Below are 18,866 nucleotides of genomic sequence, written 5' to 3' on the forward strand. Positions count from 1 at the left end.
GGTTCACGGCATGACCGACCCACTGACCCGCTGGCGCGAACACGCCGGCAGCGCCGTGCTGCTCGACGGCTTCCATGCCCTGAAGCACGCGCTGCGCTTCGGGGCCGAGGTGCCGGTGGCGGTCACCACCGACCGGCCGGCCGCGCTCGCCCTGGCCGAGGAACTGGCCGGGGACGTGCGGGACGCGTTGGACGCCCTGCTGGTCCAGGTGCCGGCCCGGACGTACGCCTCGCTGGTGCAGCGGCCCCACCCGACCGGTGTGGCCGCGCTCGCCGTACGCCCCTCCCGTGAGGCCAACCTGCGCACGCTCGGCCGTGCACCGCGCACCGCACCGGTCGTGGTCCTGGACAACCCCCGCAACCTGGGCAACGCCGGTGCCGTGATCCGGCTGGCCGCCGGCTTCGGGGCGACCGGGGTGGTCACCACCGGAACGCTCGACCCGTGGCACCCCACCGTGGTGCGCGGCGGTGCAGGGCTGCACTTCGCGACCGCCGTGGAGCACCTCGGCGTCGACGAGCTGCCCGCCGGGCCGCTGTTCGCCCTCGACCCGGAGGGCGAGGACATCCGGGGCACCAAGCTGCCCGACGACGCCGTGCTGGCGTTCGGCTCGGAGCGCAGCGGCCTGTCCGCCGAGCTGCGCACGCGTGCCGACCATCTGCTGGCGCTGCCGATGCGCCCCCAGGTCTCCAGCTACAACCTGGCCACCAGCGTCGCGATGACGCTGTACCACTGGAGCCTCACCGGGGGCGCATCCGCGCCCGCTCGGGCCCTTGCCTAGACCTCTCGACGCACCTCGACCACCCGGAACCGGTTGGCCACGAACGCGCCGTCGGTGAGCGCGGCGTTCGCCGCCGGGTTGCCGCCCGAGCCGTGGAAGTCGGAGAAGGCGGCGGTCTGGTTCACGTACACCCCGCCGGTCAGGTTGAGCGACAGCTGGGCCGCCTCCTCCAGACAGGCCTCCTCGACGGCCCGCTCGACCTCCGGGTCGGTGGTGTAGGCGCCGACCGTCATCGCGCCCTTCTCGCGGACCGTGCGGCGCAGCAGCTGCACCGCGTCGGCCGCCGAGTCGACCGCGACGGCGAAGGAGACGGGGCCGAAGCACTCGCTCGTGTAGGCGGCCTGGTCGTCCGGCTTGGCGCCGTCCAGCTTGACGATGACGGGGGTGCGCACGACCGCGTCAGGGAAGTCCGGGTTGGTGATCTCGCGGGAGGCGAGGGCGACCTCGCCGAGGCCGGCCGCCGCTTCCAGGCGGGCCTTGACGTCCGGGTTGACGATCGCGCCCAGCAGGGCGTTCGCGCGCGCGTCGTCACCGAGGAGGCCGTCGACCGCGCGGGCGAGGTCGGCGGCGACCTCGTCGAAGGTCTTGGGGCCCTCGTCGGTGCGGATGCCGTCGCGGGGGACGAGCAGGTTCTGCGGGGTGGTGCACATCTGGCCGCTGTACAGGGACAGTGAGAACGCCAGGTTGGACAGCATGCCCTTGTAGTTGTCGGTGGAGTGCACGATGACCGTGTTTACGCCGGCCTTCTCGGTGTAGACCTGCGCCTGGCGGGCGTTGGCCTCCAGCCAGTCGCCGAAGGCCGTCGAGCCGGTGTAGTCGATGATCCGGATCTCGGGGCGGGTGGCGAGGGTCTTGGCGATGCCCTCGCCGGGGCGCTCGGCGGCCAGCGCCACCAGGTTCGGATCGAAACCCGCCTCGGCGAGCACCTGGCGCGCGACCTGCACGGTCAGCGCGAGCGGCAGCACCGCGCGCGGGTGCGGCTTGACCAGGACCGCGTTACCGGTGGCGAGAGAGGCGAACAGGCCCGGGTAGCCGTTCCACGTCGGGAAGGTGTTGCAGCCGACGAGCAGGGCGATGCCGCGCGGCACCGGCGTGAACTGCTTGGTCAGGGCCAGCGGGTCCCGCTTGCCCTGGGGCTTGGTCCACTCGGCCGCCTCGGGTGTGCGGACCTGCTCCGCGTACGCGTACGCCACCGCTTCCAGGCCGCGGTCCTGGGCGTGTGGGCCACCCGCCTGGAAGGCCATCATGAAGGCCTGGCCGCTGGTGTGCATGACAGCATGCGCGAACTCGTGCGTCCGGTCGCTGATCCGCTTGAGGATCTCCAGACAGACCACCGCGCGTGTCTCCGCGCCCGCGTCGCGCCAGGTGCGCTGCCCGGCCTTCATCGCGGGCAGCAGCACGTCGGCGTCCGCGTGCGGGTACTCCACGCCCAGCTCGATGCCGTACGGCGAGACCTCGCCGCCCGTCCAGCCGTCCGTGCCGGGCTGGCCGAGGTCCAGGCGGGTGTGCAGCACGGCGTCGAAGGCGCCCTTGCCCGCCGCCGCGTCCAGGCTGCCGTTCTCGCCGTAGGCCTTGGGGTGCTCGGGGTGCGGGGACCAGTACGCGCGCGTACGGATCGCTTCCAGCGCCTGGTCGAGAGTGGGCCGGTGCTTTGCGATCAGCTCGGACACGGTCAGTTCGGCGGCCATGCGGGACCAACTCCTCGTCTGGGGAACTCTTCGTCGAGTTCACGACCTGGCAGAAAGAGCAGCGGGATGAGACGGTCAGAGCTAGAGTAACCGAACGATCGGTCGGGACAAGGGGGACCGGCGCATCTGTGGAAAACCCCGTGCGGGAGGATCGCGCACATGACAGCACTCGACCTCAGCAGCCCCGTGGCCGTCGTCGGCACCGGCACCATGGGCCAGGGCATCGCCCAGGTCGCGCTGGTCGCCGGCCACCCCGTGCGGCTCTACGACGCCGTCGCCGGGCGGGCCCGGGAAGCGGCCGAAGCGATCGGCGCCCGCCTGGACCGGCTCGTGGAGAAGGGCAGGCTCGCCGCGGCCGACCGGGACGCGGCCCGCGACCGCCTGCTGCCCGTGGACGGCCTCGCGGAACTGGCGGACTGCGCACTGGTCGTCGAAGCCGCCCTGGAGCGGCTGGACGTCAAACAGCAGCTCTTCGGCGAGCTGGAGGACCTCGTCGCCGAGGACTGCCTGCTCGCCACCAACACCTCCTCGCTGTCCGTGACGGCCATCGGCGGTGCCCTGCGCCATCCCGGCCGCTTCGTCGGCCTGCACTTCTTCAACCCGGCCCCGCTGCTGCCGCTGGTCGAGGTCGTCTCCGGGTTCGCCACCGACGTCACGTCGGCCACGCGCGCGTACGAGACCGCCCGCGCGTGGGGCAAGACCCCGGTGGCCTGCGCGGACACCCCGGGCTTCATCGTCAACCGCATCGCCCGGCCGTTCTACGCCGAGGCGTTCGCCGTCTACGAGGCCCAGGCGGCCGACCCGGCCACCATCGACGCGGTGCTGCGCGGCTCCGGCGGCTTCAAGATGGGCGCCTTCGAGCTCACCGACCTGATCGGACAGGACGTCAACGAGTCCGTGACGCACTCGGTGTGGCAGTCCTTCTTCCAGGACGTGCGCTTCGCGCCCTCCCTGGCGCAGCGCCGGCTGGTGGAGTCCGGCCGCCTCGGCCGCAAGAGCGGGCACGGCTGGTACGACTACGCCGAGGACGCCGAGCGGGCCGAGCCGCACACCGCCGACAAGGAACAGCCGCCCGCGTACGTCGTCGTCGAGGGCGGCCTCGGCCCTGCGGCCGACCTGATCGCGCTGATCCGCGAGGCGGGCATCCAGGTCCGCGAGGAGGACGAGGACAACGGCACCCGCCTGGCGCTGCCCAGCGGCGGCCAGCTCGTCCTCGCCGACGGGCAGACCTCCGCGGAGTTCCGGGACGTCGTCTACTTCGACCTCGCCCTCGACTACCGCACGGCCACCCGCATCGCCCTGTCCGCCGTCCACGACACCTCGCCGCAGACCCTCGCCGAGGCCATCGGCCTGTTCCAGGCGCTGGGCAAGGACGTCAGCGTCATCGGCGACGTCCCCGGCATGATCGTCGCCCGCACGGTCGCCCGGATCATCGACCTCGCCCATGACGCCGTCGCCAAGGGCGTTGCCACCGAGGAGGACATCGACACGGCCATGCGCCTCGGGGTCAACTACCCGCTCGGCCCGTTCGAGTGGGACCGCAGGCTCGGCCGCGACTTCGCCATCGACGTCCTTGACGAGATGCACGAGCGCGACCCGTCCGGACGCTACGCCCCTTCGCTCGCGCTCTACCGCCACGCGTACGCCGTCGACAAGCGGGAGGGCGCCTCATGACCACGGCCAGACGTGACACGTACACCCCGGAGACACTCCTGTCCGTCGCCGTGCAGGTCTTCAACGAGCGCGGCTACGACGGCACCTCCATGGAGCATCTGTCCAAGGCGGCCGGCATCTCCAAGTCGTCGATCTACCACCACGTCAGCAGCAAGGAGGAACTGCTGCGCCGGGCCGTCAGCCGCGCCCTGGACGGCCTGTTCACCATCCTGGACGAGGAGCACGCGCGCGTGGGGCGCCCCGTCGACCGGCTGGAGCACGTCGTGCGCCGCATGGTCGAGGTGCTCATGGGCGAGCTGCCGTACGTGACGCTGCTGCTGCGCGTGCGCGGCAACACCGAGACCGAGCGCTGGGCACTGGAGCGGCGGCGCGACTTCGACCACCGGGTCGCCGAACTGCTCAAGGCCGCGGCCGCCGACGGCGACGTACGCGGCGACGTGGAGGTCCGCCTGGCCACCCGGCTGGTCTTCGGCATGATCAACTCGATCGTGGAGTGGTACCGGCCCGACCCGCGTGGCTCCGGCGAGCGCGAGGTGGCCGACGCGGTCGTCCAGGTCGTCTTCTCGGGCCTGCGCAGCACCTGACGCCACGCCTGCGGGACACCCTTTCGCGCCGTCCGGTCTAGTCCTCCGGCTCCAGGTCCTCCTCCTCGAACACCAGCAGCGTGCGCGTGCTGAGCACCTCGGGGATCGCCTGGAGCCGGGTGAGCACCAGCTCGCGCAGCGCCCGATTGTCGGGCGTGTGGACCAGCAGCAGGACGTCGAAATCGCCGCCCACCAGGGCGATGTGCGAGGCGCCGGGCAGCTGCCGGAGCTGCTCGCGGACCGTGCGCCAGGTGTTCTGGACGATCTTGAGCGTGACGTACGCCGACGTGCTGTGCCCGGCCCGCTCGTGATCCACGCGTGCGCCGAAACCACGGATCACCCCGTCCTCGACGAGCCGGTTGATGCGCGCGTAGGCGTTGGCACGCGATACATGAACGCGTTCGGCGACCGACCGTATCGAGGCACGGCCGTCCGACTGGAGGATCTTCAGGATGTCCTGATCGATGGCGTCCAGCGGACGCGAGGGCGGCAGTGGGACGCCGTCCTGCGGTCCGTCGGCCAATTGTTCAGCTGCCATGTCCCCCCGCTCCCTCGCCGTGGACGTCCTGCATTCATTCCAGGCCGTGGAGAACCGTTTGTCCACAGGCTGAAGGGGCCTGTAGCCAAAATGTGCCGACGACCGAACAATCGGTAGGGAGACGGGTCACCGCCGACCCGCCTTCCGTAGCCGCTCCCACGAGGAGGTGCCGTCATGACGGTCATGGAGCAGCGGGGCGCTTACCGGCCATCCCCGCCGCCCGCCTGGCAGCCCCGTACGGACCCCGCGCCGCTGCTGCCCGATGCCGAGCCCCACCGCGTCCTCGGCACCGAGGCGGCCGCCAAGGCCGACCCGGACCTGCTGCGCCGGCTCTACGCCCAGCTGGTCCGCGGCCGCCGCTACAACACGCAGGCCACCGCGCTGACCAAGCAGGGGCGCCTCGCCGTCTACCCTTCCAGCACCGGCCAGGAAGCCTGCCAGGTGGCCGCCGCCCTGGCTCTTGAGGAGCGCGACTGGCTCTTCCCCAGCTACCGCGACACGCTCGCCGTCGTCGCCCGTGGCGTGGACCCCGTCGAGGCGCTCACACTGCTGCGCGGCGACTGGCACTCCGGCTACGACCCCCACACCCACCGCGTCGCCCCCCTGTCCACCCCGCTCGCGACCCAGCTGCCGCACGCCGTCGGCCTCGCGCACGCCGCCCGCCTCAAGGGCGACGACGTGGTCGCGCTCGCCCTGGTCGGCGACGGCGGTACCAGCGAGGGCGACTTCCACGAGGCGCTGAACTTCGCCGCCGTCTGGCAGGCACCGGTCGTCTTCCTCGTACAGAACAACGGCTTTGCCATCTCGGTCCCGCTCGCCAAGCAGACCGCCGCGCCCTCCCTGGCCCACAAGGCCGTCGGGTACGGCATGCCGGGCCGGCTGGTCGACGGCAACGACGCGGCGGCCGTGCACGAGGTCCTCAGCGACGCCGTCCGCCACGCACGCGCGGGCGGTGGCCCCACCCTGGTCGAGGCGGTGACGTACCGCATCGACGCCCACACCAACGCCGACGACGCCACCCGCTACCGCGGCGACGACGAGATCGAGGCCTGGCGCACGCACGACCCGATCGAGCTGCTGGAGGCGGAGCTGACCACGCGCGGACTGATCGACGCGGCGGCGCTCGAAGCCGCCCGGCAGGACGCCGAGGAGATGGCCGCCTCCCTGCGGGAACACATGAACCGCGACCCCGAACCGGACCCCATGGCGCTCTTCGACCACGTCTACGCCGAGACCACCGCTCAGCTGCGGGAACAGCGCGCCCTGTTGCAGGCCGAGCTGGACGCCGAGCAGGAGCACCACGGCGAGCAGGAAGGCGGCGCCCGATGACCACTGTCGCCGTCAAGCCCGCCACCATGGCGCAGGCCCTCACACGCGCACTGCGCGACGCGATGGCCGCCGACCCCACCGTGCACGTCATGGGCGAGGACGTCGGCACGCTCGGCGGTGTCTTCCGGGTCACCGACGGCCTCGCCAAGGAGTTCGGCGAGGACCGCTGCACCGACACCCCGCTCGCCGAGGCGGGCATCCTCGGCACCGCCGTCGGCATGGCCATGTACGGCCTGCGCCCGGTGGTGGAGATGCAGTTCGACGCCTTCGCCTACCCGGCGTTCGAGCAGCTGATCAGCCATGTCTCCCGTATGCGCAACCGCACACGCGGGCGGATGCCGCTGCCGATCACCGTCCGTGTCCCCTACGGAGGCGGCATCGGCGGCGTCGAGCACCACAGCGACTCCTCCGAGGCCTACTACATGGCCACACCGGGGCTGCACGTGCTCACGCCCGCGACCGTCGCCGACGCCTACGGCCTGCTGCGCCGGGCCATCGCCTCCGACGACCCGGTCGTCTTCCTGGAACCCAAGCGGCTGTACTGGTCGAAGGACTCCTGGAACCCCGAGCAGCCGACGGACGTCGAGCCCATCGGGCGAGCGGTCGTCCGCCGCCCGGGCCGCAGCGCCACCCTCATCACCTACGGCCCCTCCGTGCCGGTCTGCCTGGAGGCCGCCGAAGCGGCCCAGTCCGAGGGCTGGGACCTGGAGGTGGTCGACCTGCGCTCGCTGGTGCCCTTCGACGACGAGACGGTCTGCGCGTCCGTCCGGCGCACCGGGCGCGCGGTCGTTGTCCACGAGTCCACCGGGTTCGGCGGGCCGGGCGGCGAGATCGCGGCCCGGATCACCGAGCGCTGCTTCCACCACCTGGAGGCGCCGGTGCTGCGCGTGGCCGGCTTCGACATCCCCTACCCGCCGCCCATGCTGGAGCGGCACCACCTGCCCGGCGTCGACCGCATCCTGGACGCCGTCGCGCGCCTGCAGTGGGAGGCCGAGGGCTGATGGCACAGGTGCTGGAGTTCAAGCTTCCCGACCTCGGCGAAGGGCTCACCGAGGCGGAGATCGTCCGCTGGCTGGTCCAGGTCGGCGACGTCGTCGCCGTCGACCAGCCGGTCGTCGAGGTCGAGACCGCCAAGGCCATGGTCGAGGTGCCCTGCCCCTATGGCGGCGTGATCACCTCCCGCTTCGGCGAGGAGGGCACCGAACTGCCCGTCGGGGCGCCGCTGCTGACCGTGGCGGTGGGCGAACCGGTGCCGCACACCGAACCGGAGGGCTCCGGCAACGTCCTGGTCGGATACGGCACGTCGCAAGCGCCCGCGCGGCGCCGAAGGGTGCGGCCGACACCGGTGACGTCCGGCGGTGCGAGCGCAGGCACCGGTGAAGACGGCACACCCGTCGCGAGCCCGCAGCCCGGGGCACGAGGGACCGGGCAGCGGGGCGCGGCGACGGAGCCCGGAGCGGCGCGGCAGAACGGGACTCCGCTCTCCCCCGGAGCGGTCCACGCGCGCGTGCCCGCCCGCCACCCCGAAGGCCCCGTTCCCGTGATCTCCCCGCTGGTGCGCAAGCTCGCCCGGGAGGGCGGGGTGGACCTGCGGCAGCTGGCGGGCTCGGGCCCGGACGGACTGATCCTGCGCGCGGACGTCGAGGACGTACTGCGCGCCAAGGCGGCCCACGACAGCCCCTCGGCCGAGGCGGCCACCGCGGCGGCCTCCGCCGTCACGAGCCTGCCCGCCCCGGTCCCGTCGGCCTCGTCCGCCGCAGGCGTCCGCATCCCCCTCAAGGGCGTGCGCGGAGCCGTCGCCGACAAGCTCTCCCGCAGCCGCCGCGAGATCCCGGACGCCACCTGCTGGGTCGACGCCGACGCGACCGAACTCATGCGCGCGCGTGCCGCGATGAACTCGGCCGCAGGCCCGAAGATCTCCCTGCTCGCGTTGCTGGCCCGTCTCTGCACCGTCGCCCTCGCCCGCTTTCCCGAGCTGAACTCCTACGTCGACACGGGGTCCCGCGAGGTCGTGCAGCTCGACCACGTCCACCTCGGATTCGCCGCTCAGACCGAACGCGGGCTGGTCGTGCCCGTCGTCCGGGATGCCCATGCGCGCGACGCCGAGTCGCTGACCGCCGAGTTCGCCCGGCTCACCGAGGCCGCCCGCACCGGGAAGCTGACACCCGGGGAACTCACCGGCGGGACCTTCACGTTGAACAACTACGGGGTCTTCGGAGTCGACGGCTCCACCCCGATCATCAACCACCCCGAGGCGGCCATGCTCGGCGTGGGACGCATCGTCCCCAAACCCTGGGTGCACGAGGGCGAGCTGGCGGTGCGCCAGGTCGTCCAGCTCTCGCTCACCTTCGACCACCGCGTGTGCGACGGCGGCACGGCGGGCGGATTCCTGCGCTACGTGGCGGACTGCGTGGAACAGCCGGCGGTGCTCCTGCGCACACTGTGACCCCCGCGGGGCCCGTGAGAAGGGGCCCCGCGGCACCCGCAGGACACCGGCACGGCACATACGAACAGGACCCGCGGGACATACTCGGGGGATGACCCGCAACGCCCCCGCCGCCCCCGGGACGCCCGAGCCGTACGACGCCGTCGTGCTGGCCGGTGGCGCCGCCCGGCGGCTCGGCGGGGCCGACAAGCCCGGGGTGCGAGTCGGGGGCCGGGCGCTGCTGGACCGGGTGCTCACGGCCTGCGCGGGCGCCCGTACGACGGTCGTCGTGGCCGGCCCGCGGGCCACCACGCGGCCGGTGCTGTGGGCGCGGGAGGAGCCGCCCGGCGGCGGACCGCTCGCCGCGCTCGAGGCCGGCCTGTGCCTCACCACCGCCGAGCACGTCGTCGTGCTCTCGGCCGACCTGCCCTTCCTCGGACCGGCCACGCTCCAGCGCCTGTTGACCGCCCTGCGTGACAGCGGCGCCGACGGCGCGCTGCTCACCGACGCCGGCAGCCGCGACCAGCCGCTCGTGGCCGCCTACCGCACCGGTGCGCTGCGCCGCGAACTGGCCGCCCTCGCGGCCGGTCCCCACGGCCTGACCGGAATGCCCCTGCGCCGGCTGACCGGCGCGCTCCGTCTCACCCGCGTCCCGGACCCGCTCGCGTCCTTCGACTGCGACACCTGGGACGACATCGTCAACGCCAGGGCACACATCAGGGAGCATGGGTACGTGTTGGATGAATGGATCTCCGCAGTCAAGGACGAACTGGGCATCGACCTGGACGTCGACACCGGCGTCCTGCTCGACCTGGCCCGGGACGCCGCGCACGGCGTGGCCCGGCCGGCCGCCCCCCTGACCACCTTCCTCGTCGGCTACGCCGCCGCCCAGGGCAAGGGAGGCTCCGAGGCCGTCGCCGAGGCCGCCCGCAAGGCCGCCGCGCTGGCGCTGCGCTGGGAGGAAGAGAACAACGGGGGCGGCACCGGGAACGGCAGCGGTCCGAGCACCCCGGACGCCGGATGACCGCCCCCGGAACCCGCGCCGGGACGCCCGCACAGGACAGCGACGACCTCGACCTCGAGGAAGCCCTGGCCCTGGTGAGGGAAGCCAAGGACGACCGCACGGACAAGGCACTCGAGGACCCGGGGCAGCCCGCCGAACGGCACCGGGCCATCCCCTGGCCCCAGGCCCGCGAGACGGCCGCTCGCGCCGCGCGCTCCCGGCCCCGCCGCACCCCCGTCTCCGTGCCGCTCGGCGACGCCCTCGGCCTGGTCCTGGCCACCCCGCTCGACGCCCTCACCGACCTGCCCTCCTTCGACACCTCCGCCATGGACGGCTGGGCGGTCGCCGGACCCGGGCCCTGGCAGGTCCGGGGCGAAGGCATCCTCGCCGGGCACGACCAGCCCGAACCGCTCACCGACGGCGAGGCGGTGGGCATCGCGACCGGCGCCCGCATCCCCGCCGACACCACCGCCGTCCTGCGCAGTGAGCACGGCCGCAGCGACGCCCAGGGCCGGTTGCACGCCGCCTGGGATCTGGCGCACGGCCAGGACATCCGCCCGCGAGGCCAGGAATGCCGCAACGGCGACCAGTTGCTGCCCGTCGGCACCGTCGTCACCCCTGCCGTCCTCGGCCTCGCCGCCGCGGCCGGATACGACACCGTCACCGTCGTACCCCGCCCGCAGGCCGAAGTTCTCGTCCTCGGTGACGAGTTGCTGACCGAGGGGCTGCCGCACGACGGGCTGATCCGGGACGCGCTAGGTCCCATGCTGCCGCCGTGGGTGCGCGCACTCGGCGCCGAGATCGTCGCGGTACGCCGGATCGGCGACGACGCCAAGGCACTGCACCGGGCCGTCACCGGCTCCGCCGCCGACCTGATCATCACCACCGGAGGCACCGCGGCCGGACCGCGCGACCATGTCCGTCCCACCCTGGACAGCATCGGCGCGGAACTCCTCGTCGACGGCGTCGAAGTACGCCCCGGTCACCCCATGCTGCTGGCACGCACCAAGGACGATCAGCACCTCGTCGGTCTGCCCGGCAACCCCCTCGCGGCAGTCTCCGGCCTGCTCACGCTCGCCGAACCGCTGTTGCGCACCCTCGCCGCACACCCGGCCCCCGAGCCGTATGCCCTGCCGCTGAAGGAGGCGGTCCAGGGGCATCCGTACGACACCCGGCTCATCCCCGTGGTGCTGCGCGGTGACTGCGCCGTACCGCTGCACTACAACGGCCCGGCGATGCTCCGGGGTATCGCGGCCGCGGATGCGCTGGCCGTCGTACCGCCGGGAGGGGCGCGGCAGGGAGCCGAGACGGAGCTGCTGGATCTGCCGTGGGCGGCCGCCGGGATCGGAGTGTGTTTCACGTGAAACATCCGGGCTCTGACGCCGTCGTGCACCAGGCGGCTCATCCCGAGGCACGAGGCGAGGAGGCGCCCATAAGTTCACGGCCCGGACATGATTCCGGGCCGTTGTTCATGCCCTGGTGACGGCACGTTGGATGGTGATCAGCCGGTCACCGGGCCGGAGAGTCTCCGCTCGGGGATCGGTGTGGTGCAGCATCTCCCTGCCTCGCATGACCGCGACAACAAGATCAGGGCTTTGGCGTGGAGAGTTACCCACCTCAGCCGTGGAGACCGGACGTTCCACGAGGTCCAACCCGCTGCCGCACGTCATGAGGTCTTCCAGGACGTCAGCACTGTGTGCGCTGGACATCGCCACGCCGAGCAGCCGGCCGGCCGAGCTGGAGCTGGTGATCACTGCGTTGGCGCCACTCTGCTTCAGCAGCGGAACGTTCTCGTCCTCTCGGACAGCCACGACGATGGAGGCTCTCCTGTTGAGCTGCCGCGCAGTGAGGGTGACCAAGGTCGCGGTGTCGTCGCGTTGGGGAGCCACGATGACGTGAGCCGCCTGGTGCAGCTCGGCTCTGCTCAGCGTCTCTGTGCGGGTGGCGTCGCCGTGTACCGCGGCAAGCCCGTCACTGGTGGCAAGGTCCACCGCCGTCTTCTGCGGATCGACCACGACGATCTGGTCCCTCGACGTGCCCTGCCCCAAAAGGGTCTCGACGGCATGACGGCCCTTCGTGCCATAACCGACCACGACGACGTGATCGCGGATGCGGGCGCGCCACCGTTCGATCCGGACCTGGTTCCGCGTGCGTTCGGTGAGGACCTCCAGCGTGGTGCCGACCAGGATGATCAGGAACAGCACGCGCAGGGGTGTGATGACGAAGATGTTGGTGAGCCGGGCGCCGTGGCTGACCGGGGTGATGTCGCCGTATCCGGTGGTGGAGAGGGTGACGGTCGCGTAGTACGCCGAGTCGATCAGGTCCACCGTGCCGTCCGCGTTGTCGCTGTAGCCGGCACGGTCCAGCCATACGAGCAGTGTCGTCAGGACAAGCACCAGCAGCGCCAGAGCCACGCGCCGGAGCACCTGTTGCAGGGGCGGCACCGCCGTACCGGCCGGCAACCGGACCGATTGGCCGTCCTCGCTCTTCGACCAGTACCGCAGGGACCGCAGGAGGGGAAGGCGAGCCCTGTCCGAGCCTGGTTGCCGTGCGGCACTCATCGTGCGTTTCCTCTGCTGTCGGAGTCGTGACACTGGTGACCGTTCCGACATTGTTGCCTTTTCCTGCCGGAGCCGGACCATGGTCATTCGTGCGAGCCGGAGGCAGGCACCGACTTCACGGCCTCACGACCTCACGTCCGCGCCGCCAGTTGGGGTGGTGTCTCGCCGCCGAGCAGGGAGATGAGCCGGGCGAGGAGGGCGTCGAGTTCGAGGCCGACGTCGGCGATACGCGGGTTGCCGTAGCTGGCGAACAGCAGGCTGGGCTGGTCGACGGCCAGTTCGGTGCCGCCGTCGGGATCGGAGTAGAGCAGCGTTCGCAGCGGAGCGTGGAGCATGACCGAGGGATCGTGGCGGAACATGCGTTCGGCGATGGTGTGGTTGCCCATCAGGTACTGGGTGGTCTTCCACCGGGACGTCGATCCGGCCATGACGGCGGTGATGTCACTGCGGTAGTAGCGCATGAAGCCGTGCGGGGCGTTGATCTCGGCCAGTTCGAGCGTCGCCTGCCAGGAGGCCGTCTGGAGGAAGCGGGCGAGATCGACCTCCGGGACGAGGGTCTCGTACTGCTCGCGGGCTTCGTCGTAGGGGCGAGGGAGTGCCACGACGAGCCGACGGGCGGGGTGTTCGACGGCAGTGGTGCGTGAGGTCATGACGGTGCCTGTTCGTCGCCGGTGCGTACGAGTTCGACATCGTGGATGCCGAGGGGGTGATGGACGGCATGCAGAGGTTGACGGTGTCGCCGGGACTGCGGCGGGAGTTCGTCACTCATGAGCCGGGCACTTTCCTGATCGCGTCGCTCTTGGCGGTCAGCCTGCCGGGACCGGGAAGACCATGCAACCGGAAGGGACGGCGGCCACTGTTCTCGACGTGACTTCGGTGAAGTTCGCCGCTGATCCAAATGCCGCTACTGTCCCTCTCGGTGACCGAGCCGCCCTCGTAGGTCGCCCCGACGGGCGCGTTGTACGGGGTCGTTGTGCGGGGTCATGGTCCACGGCCCCAGGAAGCGGCCGGAAAGACGCTGGAGGCACATCTTGCGCGAGCACACCGTCGTCATCGGCTTCGGCACCAAGGGGCGGTCGGCGATCCGGACGGTCTGTGCGACGGGGCTGAAGACGGAGCAGGTCGTCGTGGTCGACCCCAGCGCCAAGGCGGTGGACGCGGCGACCGCCGAGGGCTATGCGGGGGTCGTGGGCGACGCCACCCGCAGCGACGTGCTCAGGCGGGCCGAGCTGCACAGGGCCCGGCAGATCATCGTGGCCCCGCAGCGCGACGACACCGCCGTCCTCGTCACGTTGACGGCCCGGCAGCTCAACCCGGGCGCGAAGATCGTGGCCGCCGTGCGCGAGGAGGAGAACGCCCCGCTGCTCAGGCAGTCCGGCGCCGACGCCGTCATCACCAGCGCCAGCGCGGCCGGCCGGCTGCTCGGGCTGTCCGTGCTCAGCCCCGCCGCCGGCATGGTGATGGAGGACCTGATCCAGCAGGGCAGCGGGCTGGACCTCGTCGAACGGCCGGTGGTGCGCGACGAGGTCGGCAAGCGGCCGCGCGAGAGCAGCGACCTCGTCGTGAGCGTCGTCCGCGGACACCGGGTGCTCGGCTACGACGACCCGGCCGTCGGCGCCCTCCAGCTGACCGACCGGCTGATCACGATCGTCCACACCGCTCCCGCCGACCAGGACGGTCCGGACACCCGGCCGCTGCCGCGGAACTGACCCCGGGGCCACGGCCCGTGGGGCGTGGGGCTACCAGGGACGAGCACACGCGGGGAGTAGCGTCACCGGCATGCATGCGATCACGATTCCCGAACCTGGTGGTCCCGAGGTGCTGGTGTGGGCTGAGGTCCCCGACCCGGTGCCCGGCGAGGGAGAAGTACTGGTCGAGGTGGTGGCCAGCGCCGTCAACCGCGCCGACATCCTGCAGCGGCAGGGCGCCTACAGCCCGCCGCCCGGCGCCTCCCCCTATCCCGGCCTGGAGTGCTCCGGCAGGATCGCCGCGCTCGGCCCCGGAGTCTCCGGCTGGGCCGTCGGCGACGCGGTGTGCGCGCTGCTCGCGGGCGGCGGATACGCCGAGAAGGTCGTCGTACCGGCCGGGCAGCTGCTGCCCGTGCCCGAGACCGTCGACCTGAAGCAGGCGGCCGCGCTGCCCGAGGTGGTGTGCACCGTCTGGTCCAACGTGTTCATGATCTCCCATCTGCGGCCGGGCGAGACGCTGCTCGTGCACGGCGGTTCCAGTGGCATCGGCACCATGGCGATCCAGCTGGCCAAGGCCGTCGGCGCCAAGGCCGCGGTGACCGCCGGGACGAAGGAGAAGCTGGAGCGCTGCGCCGAACTGGGCGCCGACATCCTCATCAACTACCGCGAGCAGGACTTCGTCGACGAGATCAAGCAGGCCACGGGCGGTGCGGGCGCCGACGTCATCCTCGACAACATGGGTGCCAAGTATCTGGACCGCAACGTCCAGGCGCTCGCCGTGAACGGTCGTCTCGCGATCATCGGTATGCAGGGCGGGGTGAAGGGCGAGCTGAACATCAGCGCCCTGCTCAACAAGCGGGCCGCGATCAGCGCGACCTCGCTGCGCGCCCGTCCGCTGAACGAGAAGGCGTCGATCGTGGCCGCCGTCCACGAGCACGTCTGGCCACTGCTCGCCGCCGGGCATGTCCGTCCGATCGTGGACCGCGAGCTGCCCATGTCCGAGGCGGCCGAGGCACACCGGGTGCTCGAGGCCAGTGGCCACGTCGGCAAGGTGCTGCTCGTGGCGTCGTAGCACCGCGGGCCCGAGCAGGGCCGTGTGTCGTGGCCGGGCGTGCCCGCCGGCCGACGGGCACGCGGCCCGCGCGGCACGACTGCTCCCGGCTACGGCGGCCACGGCGGGTCGTAGTGGCCACGGCGGTCGTAGCGGCTGCGGCGGCCACGGCGTACGACCACTTCGGCCGACGGCCACGGCGGTACGACCACCGCGACCCCACGGCCAGGGCGGTACGACCACCGCGACCCCACGGCCAGGGCGGTACGACCGCCGCGGCGACCTCCGTCCTCAGCCCCTGCGCAGTCTCAGGCCCAAGAACGCCAGGCCCAGGCCCAGGCCGATGAGGACCAGGCCGCCGCCCAGCGGGAGGATCTGCCGGACCGGCGCGGTGCCGGTTTCGCTGCGAGGGACGGCGTTCTGGGCCGGAGGCCGGTCGACACCGGCCCGGTCGGGAGAGGCCGAGGCCGTCGGCGCCCCGGTCGGCAGGTCCGCGGTCTCCGGCTCCTCGGCCCGGCCGGTGCGGAAAGACCCCGTGGGCATGGGGCTGCCGCCGCCCTCCACCTCGGCGGCGGGCCCGTCCGTCCGGCCCGGCCGCAGCCGTCCCTCGCCGGCCAGGCTGCCCGCGCGGGTCGGCTCGTCGGTCGGGGGACGGTACGAGGCGGAGGCGGAGTCGGAGGGCATGGAGGCGGGCGGGGTGTCGGCGGCTGTATCGGCAGTGGGGGAGCCCCGGCCGCCCCGGTCGCCTCGGCCGGGGCCGTGCGGACCCCCCGATGCGGAGGGCCTGCCCGAGTGGACCGAATGGTTCGGCCGGTCCCCGTGGTGCGGACCGGCCCCAGGGGCGGGGCCGGAGCCGGTGTGGTGCGGGCCCGCCGAGGCTCCGGGGCCGGGCTCGGCGGCCTGCGCGGGCGGGCCGGCGCACACCGCGACGGTGCCGTACGCCGACACGGCCGCCAGCGCGAGGACGAGCACCAGCCGTACGGAGCGGAGCGTGAGTCGCAGCCATGGAGTCACGTCGGTGACCTCCCGGAGCCCGGATGCCGTGATCGTTGGATGACCGACGACAACAAGCCTCACATTCATTGATAAACAAGGCATTTTGAAATGCGCCGTAGGGTCTAAACGGTGGATCACTCGCTTGAGGGGGCACCACGGTGATGAGGTGTACGGGTGCGAGAGAATGGCGGCATGGAGATGCCGAGGAACGAACGGTCGACGGAGAATCCCCAGATCCTCGTCGTGGGCCAGGACGGAATGGCCCTCGGCGGCGGCAACGGGGGTGAGGACTCCCGCGAGATCCCGGTGACGGAGCAGGTCGAACAGCCGGCCAAGGTCATGCGGATCGGCAGCATGATCAAGCAGCTCCTGGAGGAGGTGCGGGTGGCTCCGCTGGACGAGGCGAGCCGGGTGCGGCTGAAGGAGATCCACGCCAGCTCGGTGAAGGAGCTGGAGGACGGCCTGGCCCCGGAGCTGGTCGAGGAACTCGAACGGCTCTCCCTGCCGTTCACCGACGACGCGACCCCGACCGATGCGGAACTGCGGATCGCCCAGGCGCAGTTGGTGGGCTGGCTGGAAGGCCTCTTCCACGGGATCCAGACGACGCTGTTCGCCCAGCAGATGGCCGCGCGGGCGCAGTTGGAGCAGATGCGTCGCGCGCTGCCGCCCGGCGTGACGGGCCACGAGGGCGACGAGCACCACACCGGCGGCCGCGCGGGCGGGCCGTACCTGTAGAGCCGTACCGGCAGCCGACAGAGCCGTACCGACACAAGACAAGGGCCCGGCGGACGACCGCCGGGCCCTTCTCGTCACATCACGCGCTCACGCCATGACCGTCACTGCGGAGGATTGCCCGACGAGACGGTCAGTTCGACCGTGCCGGGGTCCTTCTTGTCGACATCCGTGGTCGCGGAGGGGAACTGGTCCAGGACCGTGCCGTCGCCCCAGGTGTTGTCGTCCTCTTTCTTGATCTTGTACTGCCAGCCCGCGGCCTGGAAGCACGCCTTCACCGAGGTGATGTCCTTGTACCGGAAGTCCGGCAGGCTGACCTTGCTCGCGTCGTCGTAGGACTCCTGCGGCTGGGTGCACTTGGCCTTGTCGATGCGGCGGGTGGTGTCCGGGCCGCGGTAGCCCGCCCGGTGGGAGGAGGAGGTCGAGGCGCTCGAGCCGCCGCCCTGCGCCTTGTTGTCGTTGCTGCCGTTGTTCATGGCGAGCGCGACGACCAGGCCGATGACCGCGACCAGCGACACCGCGACCGAGCCGATGATCACCGGCTTGTTGTTCCTGCCGGCGCCGGGGCCGGAGGCCTGCGTGGCCGTCTGCGGCGAGATCGTGTACGGCGGCGGAGTCTGCGCGGCCTGGGGGGCGTAGCCCGCCGGAGGCGGTGTCTGGTAGCCGCCCTGCTGTGGGTAGCCGTAGGCCGCCGGGGCGGGTGTCCGGGGGCCGTACGGGCCCGGCTGGTACGGCGTCTGCACCGGGCCGGGCGGCGCCGGGGTGGCCTGGCCGACCGGCGGGAACACCGCGGAGCCGACACCGGAGCCGCTCTGCGTCGGCGCGGCGCCCGGCACGATGCTCGGCGCGGCCGTCTGGAGGGAGGCGGCGACGCGCAGGCACTCGTCCCGCATGGCCTCGGCGGTCGGGAAGCGCTCGTTGGGGTTCTTCTTGAGCGCACGGGCGATCAGCGCGTCCATCACGGGCGGCAGGGAACGGTTGATCGAGGAGGCCGCCACCGGCTCCTCCTGCACATGCGCGTACGCGATCGCCAGCGGCGAGTCCGCGTCGAACGGCAGCCGCCCGGTGACCAGCTGGAACAGCATGATGCCGACCGAGTACAGATCGGAGCGGGCGTCCACACCGCGGCCGAGGGCCTGCTCGGGCGAGAGGTACTGCGGGGTACCGACGACCATGCCGGTCTGGGTCATCGAGGTGACCCCGGACTGCATGGCGCGGGCGATGCCGAAGTCCATGACCTTGACCACACCACGCTTGGTCATCATCACGTTGCCGGGCTTGATGTCGCGGTGGACCAGCCCCATCTCGTGGCTGATGTCCAGCGCCGCCAGCACATCGGCGGTGACCTTGAGCGCCTTGTCGGCGGGCATCGCGCCGTACTGCCGGACGTCCTCGTCGAGGACCGAGCCCAGCGGACGGCCCTCGATGTACTCCATGACGATGTACGGCGTCGCGAGACCGGCGAGATCGTCCTCGCCGGTGTCGAAGACGGAGACGATGTTGGTGTGCGTGAGCTTGGCCACGGCCTGGGCCTCGCGGCGGAAGCGCTCGCGGAAGGCCTGTTCCCGGCCCAGCTCGCTGTGGAGTGTCTTGATCGCGACCTGGCGGTCGAGCACGGCGTCGTACGCCAGGTGCACCGAGGCCATGCCGCCCTCGCCGAGCAGGTCCCGCAGCTGATATCGGCCGCCCGCGAGGGCCTGCCCCGCGTACCGGCCGTGTGCGCCGTCCTGGCTCATCTCTCCCCGTCCCCCACCGGCCGCCCGGCGCCTTCACTCATCGCATGGGCCTTGATCGAATGTGTCATTCCCGGCCAAGTCTG

General features: G+C 72.0%; 16 protein-coding genes and 1 pseudogene. 11 read left to right on the top strand and 6 right to left on the bottom strand.

The features are described from left to right. Window positions 1–10: 10 nt before the first annotated feature. Window positions 11–778: a TrmH family RNA methyltransferase gene (locus tag GQF42_RS23150; protein WP_158922833.1), complete on the top strand. Its 768-nt coding sequence runs from the start codon at window positions 11–13 to the stop codon at window positions 776–778. On the opposite strand, the gene paaN is transcribed toward GQF42_RS23150, so the two are convergent. Then, complete coding sequence (gene paaN / locus GQF42_RS23155; protein ID WP_158922835.1) at window positions 775–2,466, bottom strand: phenylacetic acid degradation protein PaaN; 1,692 nt, start codon at window positions 2,464–2,466, stop codon at window positions 775–777. The two genes, GQF42_RS23150 and paaN, sit on opposite strands and share 4 nt — an antisense overlap. A 159-nt stretch (window positions 2,467–2,625) precedes the next feature. Between paaN and GQF42_RS23160 the strand changes: the two genes are divergently transcribed. Both GQF42_RS23160 and GQF42_RS23165 read left to right on the top strand, forming a co-directional pair. Further along, window positions 2,626–4,140 (top strand): 3-hydroxyacyl-CoA dehydrogenase, encoded by a 1,515-nt coding sequence (locus GQF42_RS23160; protein ID WP_158922837.1) that lies wholly within the window; start codon window positions 2,626–2,628, stop codon window positions 4,138–4,140. After that, window positions 4,137–4,724 carry a TetR/AcrR family transcriptional regulator gene (locus tag GQF42_RS23165; protein WP_158922839.1) on the top strand — a complete coding sequence of 196 codons (588 nt, stop codon included), beginning with the start codon at window positions 4,137–4,139 and terminating at the stop codon, window positions 4,722–4,724. The genes GQF42_RS23160 and GQF42_RS23165 overlap by 4 nt, the downstream gene beginning before the upstream one ends. A 37-nt stretch (window positions 4,725–4,761) precedes the next feature. On the opposite strand, the gene GQF42_RS23170 is transcribed toward GQF42_RS23165, so the two are convergent. Beyond that, a complete protein-coding gene (locus GQF42_RS23170; protein WP_158922841.1) occupies window positions 4,762–5,262 on the bottom strand; it encodes an Lrp/AsnC family transcriptional regulator in 501 nt (166 codons plus the stop codon). A 174-nt stretch (window positions 5,263–5,436) separates the two neighbouring features. Here GQF42_RS23170 and pdhA point away from each other — a divergent pair, with 174 nt between their 5' ends. The 5 genes from pdhA (at window position 5,437) to GQF42_RS23195 (ending at window position 11,383) form a co-directional block, all read left to right on the top strand. Continuing rightward, complete coding sequence (gene pdhA / locus GQF42_RS23175) at window positions 5,437–6,591, top strand: pyruvate dehydrogenase (acetyl-transferring) E1 component subunit alpha (RefSeq protein WP_158922843.1); 1,155 nt, start codon at window positions 5,437–5,439, stop codon at window positions 6,589–6,591. Then, window positions 6,588–7,592 carry an alpha-ketoacid dehydrogenase subunit beta gene (locus tag GQF42_RS23180; protein WP_158922845.1) on the top strand — a complete coding sequence of 335 codons (1,005 nt, stop codon included), beginning with the start codon at window positions 6,588–6,590 and terminating at the stop codon, window positions 7,590–7,592. The genes pdhA and GQF42_RS23180 overlap by 4 nt, the downstream gene beginning before the upstream one ends. Next, the gene (locus GQF42_RS23185; protein ID WP_158922847.1) at window positions 7,592–9,037 is read left to right on the top strand and encodes a dihydrolipoamide acetyltransferase family protein; all 1,446 of its coding nucleotides are present in this window, start codon (window positions 7,592–7,594) and stop codon (window positions 9,035–9,037) included. Before GQF42_RS23180 ends, GQF42_RS23185 begins: the two co-directional genes overlap by 1 nt. 91 nt (window positions 9,038–9,128) lie before the next feature. Next, window positions 9,129–10,040 (top strand): NTP transferase domain-containing protein, encoded by a 912-nt coding sequence (locus GQF42_RS23190; protein WP_158922849.1) that lies wholly within the window; start codon window positions 9,129–9,131, stop codon window positions 10,038–10,040. Next, window positions 10,037–11,383: a molybdopterin molybdotransferase MoeA gene (locus tag GQF42_RS23195; RefSeq protein ID WP_158922851.1), complete on the top strand. Its 1,347-nt coding sequence runs from the start codon at window positions 10,037–10,039 to the stop codon at window positions 11,381–11,383. The genes GQF42_RS23190 and GQF42_RS23195 overlap by 4 nt, the downstream gene beginning before the upstream one ends. Window positions 11,384–11,488: 105 nt before the next feature. On the opposite strand, the gene GQF42_RS23200 is transcribed toward GQF42_RS23195, so the two are convergent. Both GQF42_RS23200 and GQF42_RS46030 read right to left on the bottom strand, forming a co-directional pair. Then, window positions 11,489–12,580 (bottom strand): potassium channel family protein, encoded by a 1,092-nt coding sequence (locus GQF42_RS23200; RefSeq protein ID WP_158922853.1) that lies wholly within the window; start codon window positions 12,578–12,580, stop codon window positions 11,489–11,491. A 131-nt stretch (window positions 12,581–12,711) separates the two neighbouring features. Further along, window positions 12,712–13,230, bottom strand: coding sequence for a DUF302 domain-containing protein (locus GQF42_RS46030; RefSeq protein ID WP_158922855.1), 519 nt, complete (start codon window positions 13,228–13,230; stop codon window positions 12,712–12,714). 366 nt (window positions 13,231–13,596) lie between these two features. Between GQF42_RS46030 and GQF42_RS23210 the strand changes: the two are divergent. Both GQF42_RS23210 and GQF42_RS23215 read left to right on the top strand, forming a co-directional pair. Then, a pseudogene (locus tag GQF42_RS23210) lies at window positions 13,597–14,289 on the top strand (potassium channel family protein); the annotation flags it as partial. A 70-nt stretch (window positions 14,290–14,359) separates the two neighbouring features. Then, entirely contained in the window at window positions 14,360–15,340 is a 981-nt protein-coding gene (locus GQF42_RS23215; RefSeq protein WP_158922857.1) for an NAD(P)H-quinone oxidoreductase, read from the top strand. 270 nt (window positions 15,341–15,610) lie between these two features. Here the strand turns inward: GQF42_RS23215 and GQF42_RS23220 are convergent, their stop codons facing one another. Further along, window positions 15,611–16,333, bottom strand: coding sequence for a hypothetical protein (locus GQF42_RS23220; RefSeq protein WP_158922859.1), 723 nt, complete (start codon window positions 16,331–16,333; stop codon window positions 15,611–15,613). Between the two features lie 174 nt (window positions 16,334–16,507). Between GQF42_RS23220 and GQF42_RS23225 the strand changes: the two genes are divergently transcribed. Beyond that, window positions 16,508–17,050, top strand: a complete 543-nt coding sequence (locus GQF42_RS23225) for a bacterial proteasome activator family protein (protein WP_158922861.1) — start codon at window positions 16,508–16,510, stop codon at window positions 17,048–17,050. Window positions 17,051–17,151: 101 nt separating this feature from the next. Here the strand turns inward: GQF42_RS23225 and GQF42_RS23230 are convergent, their stop codons facing one another. Then, complete coding sequence (locus tag GQF42_RS23230) at window positions 17,152–18,783, bottom strand: protein kinase domain-containing protein (RefSeq protein WP_158922863.1); 1,632 nt, start codon at window positions 18,781–18,783, stop codon at window positions 17,152–17,154. Window positions 18,784–18,866: the final 83 nt, after the last annotated feature.

Origin of the sequence: Streptomyces broussonetiae, assembly GCF_009796285.1 — a bacterium.
Lineage (GTDB): Bacteria > Actinomycetota > Actinomycetes > Streptomycetales > Streptomycetaceae > Streptomyces > Streptomyces broussonetiae.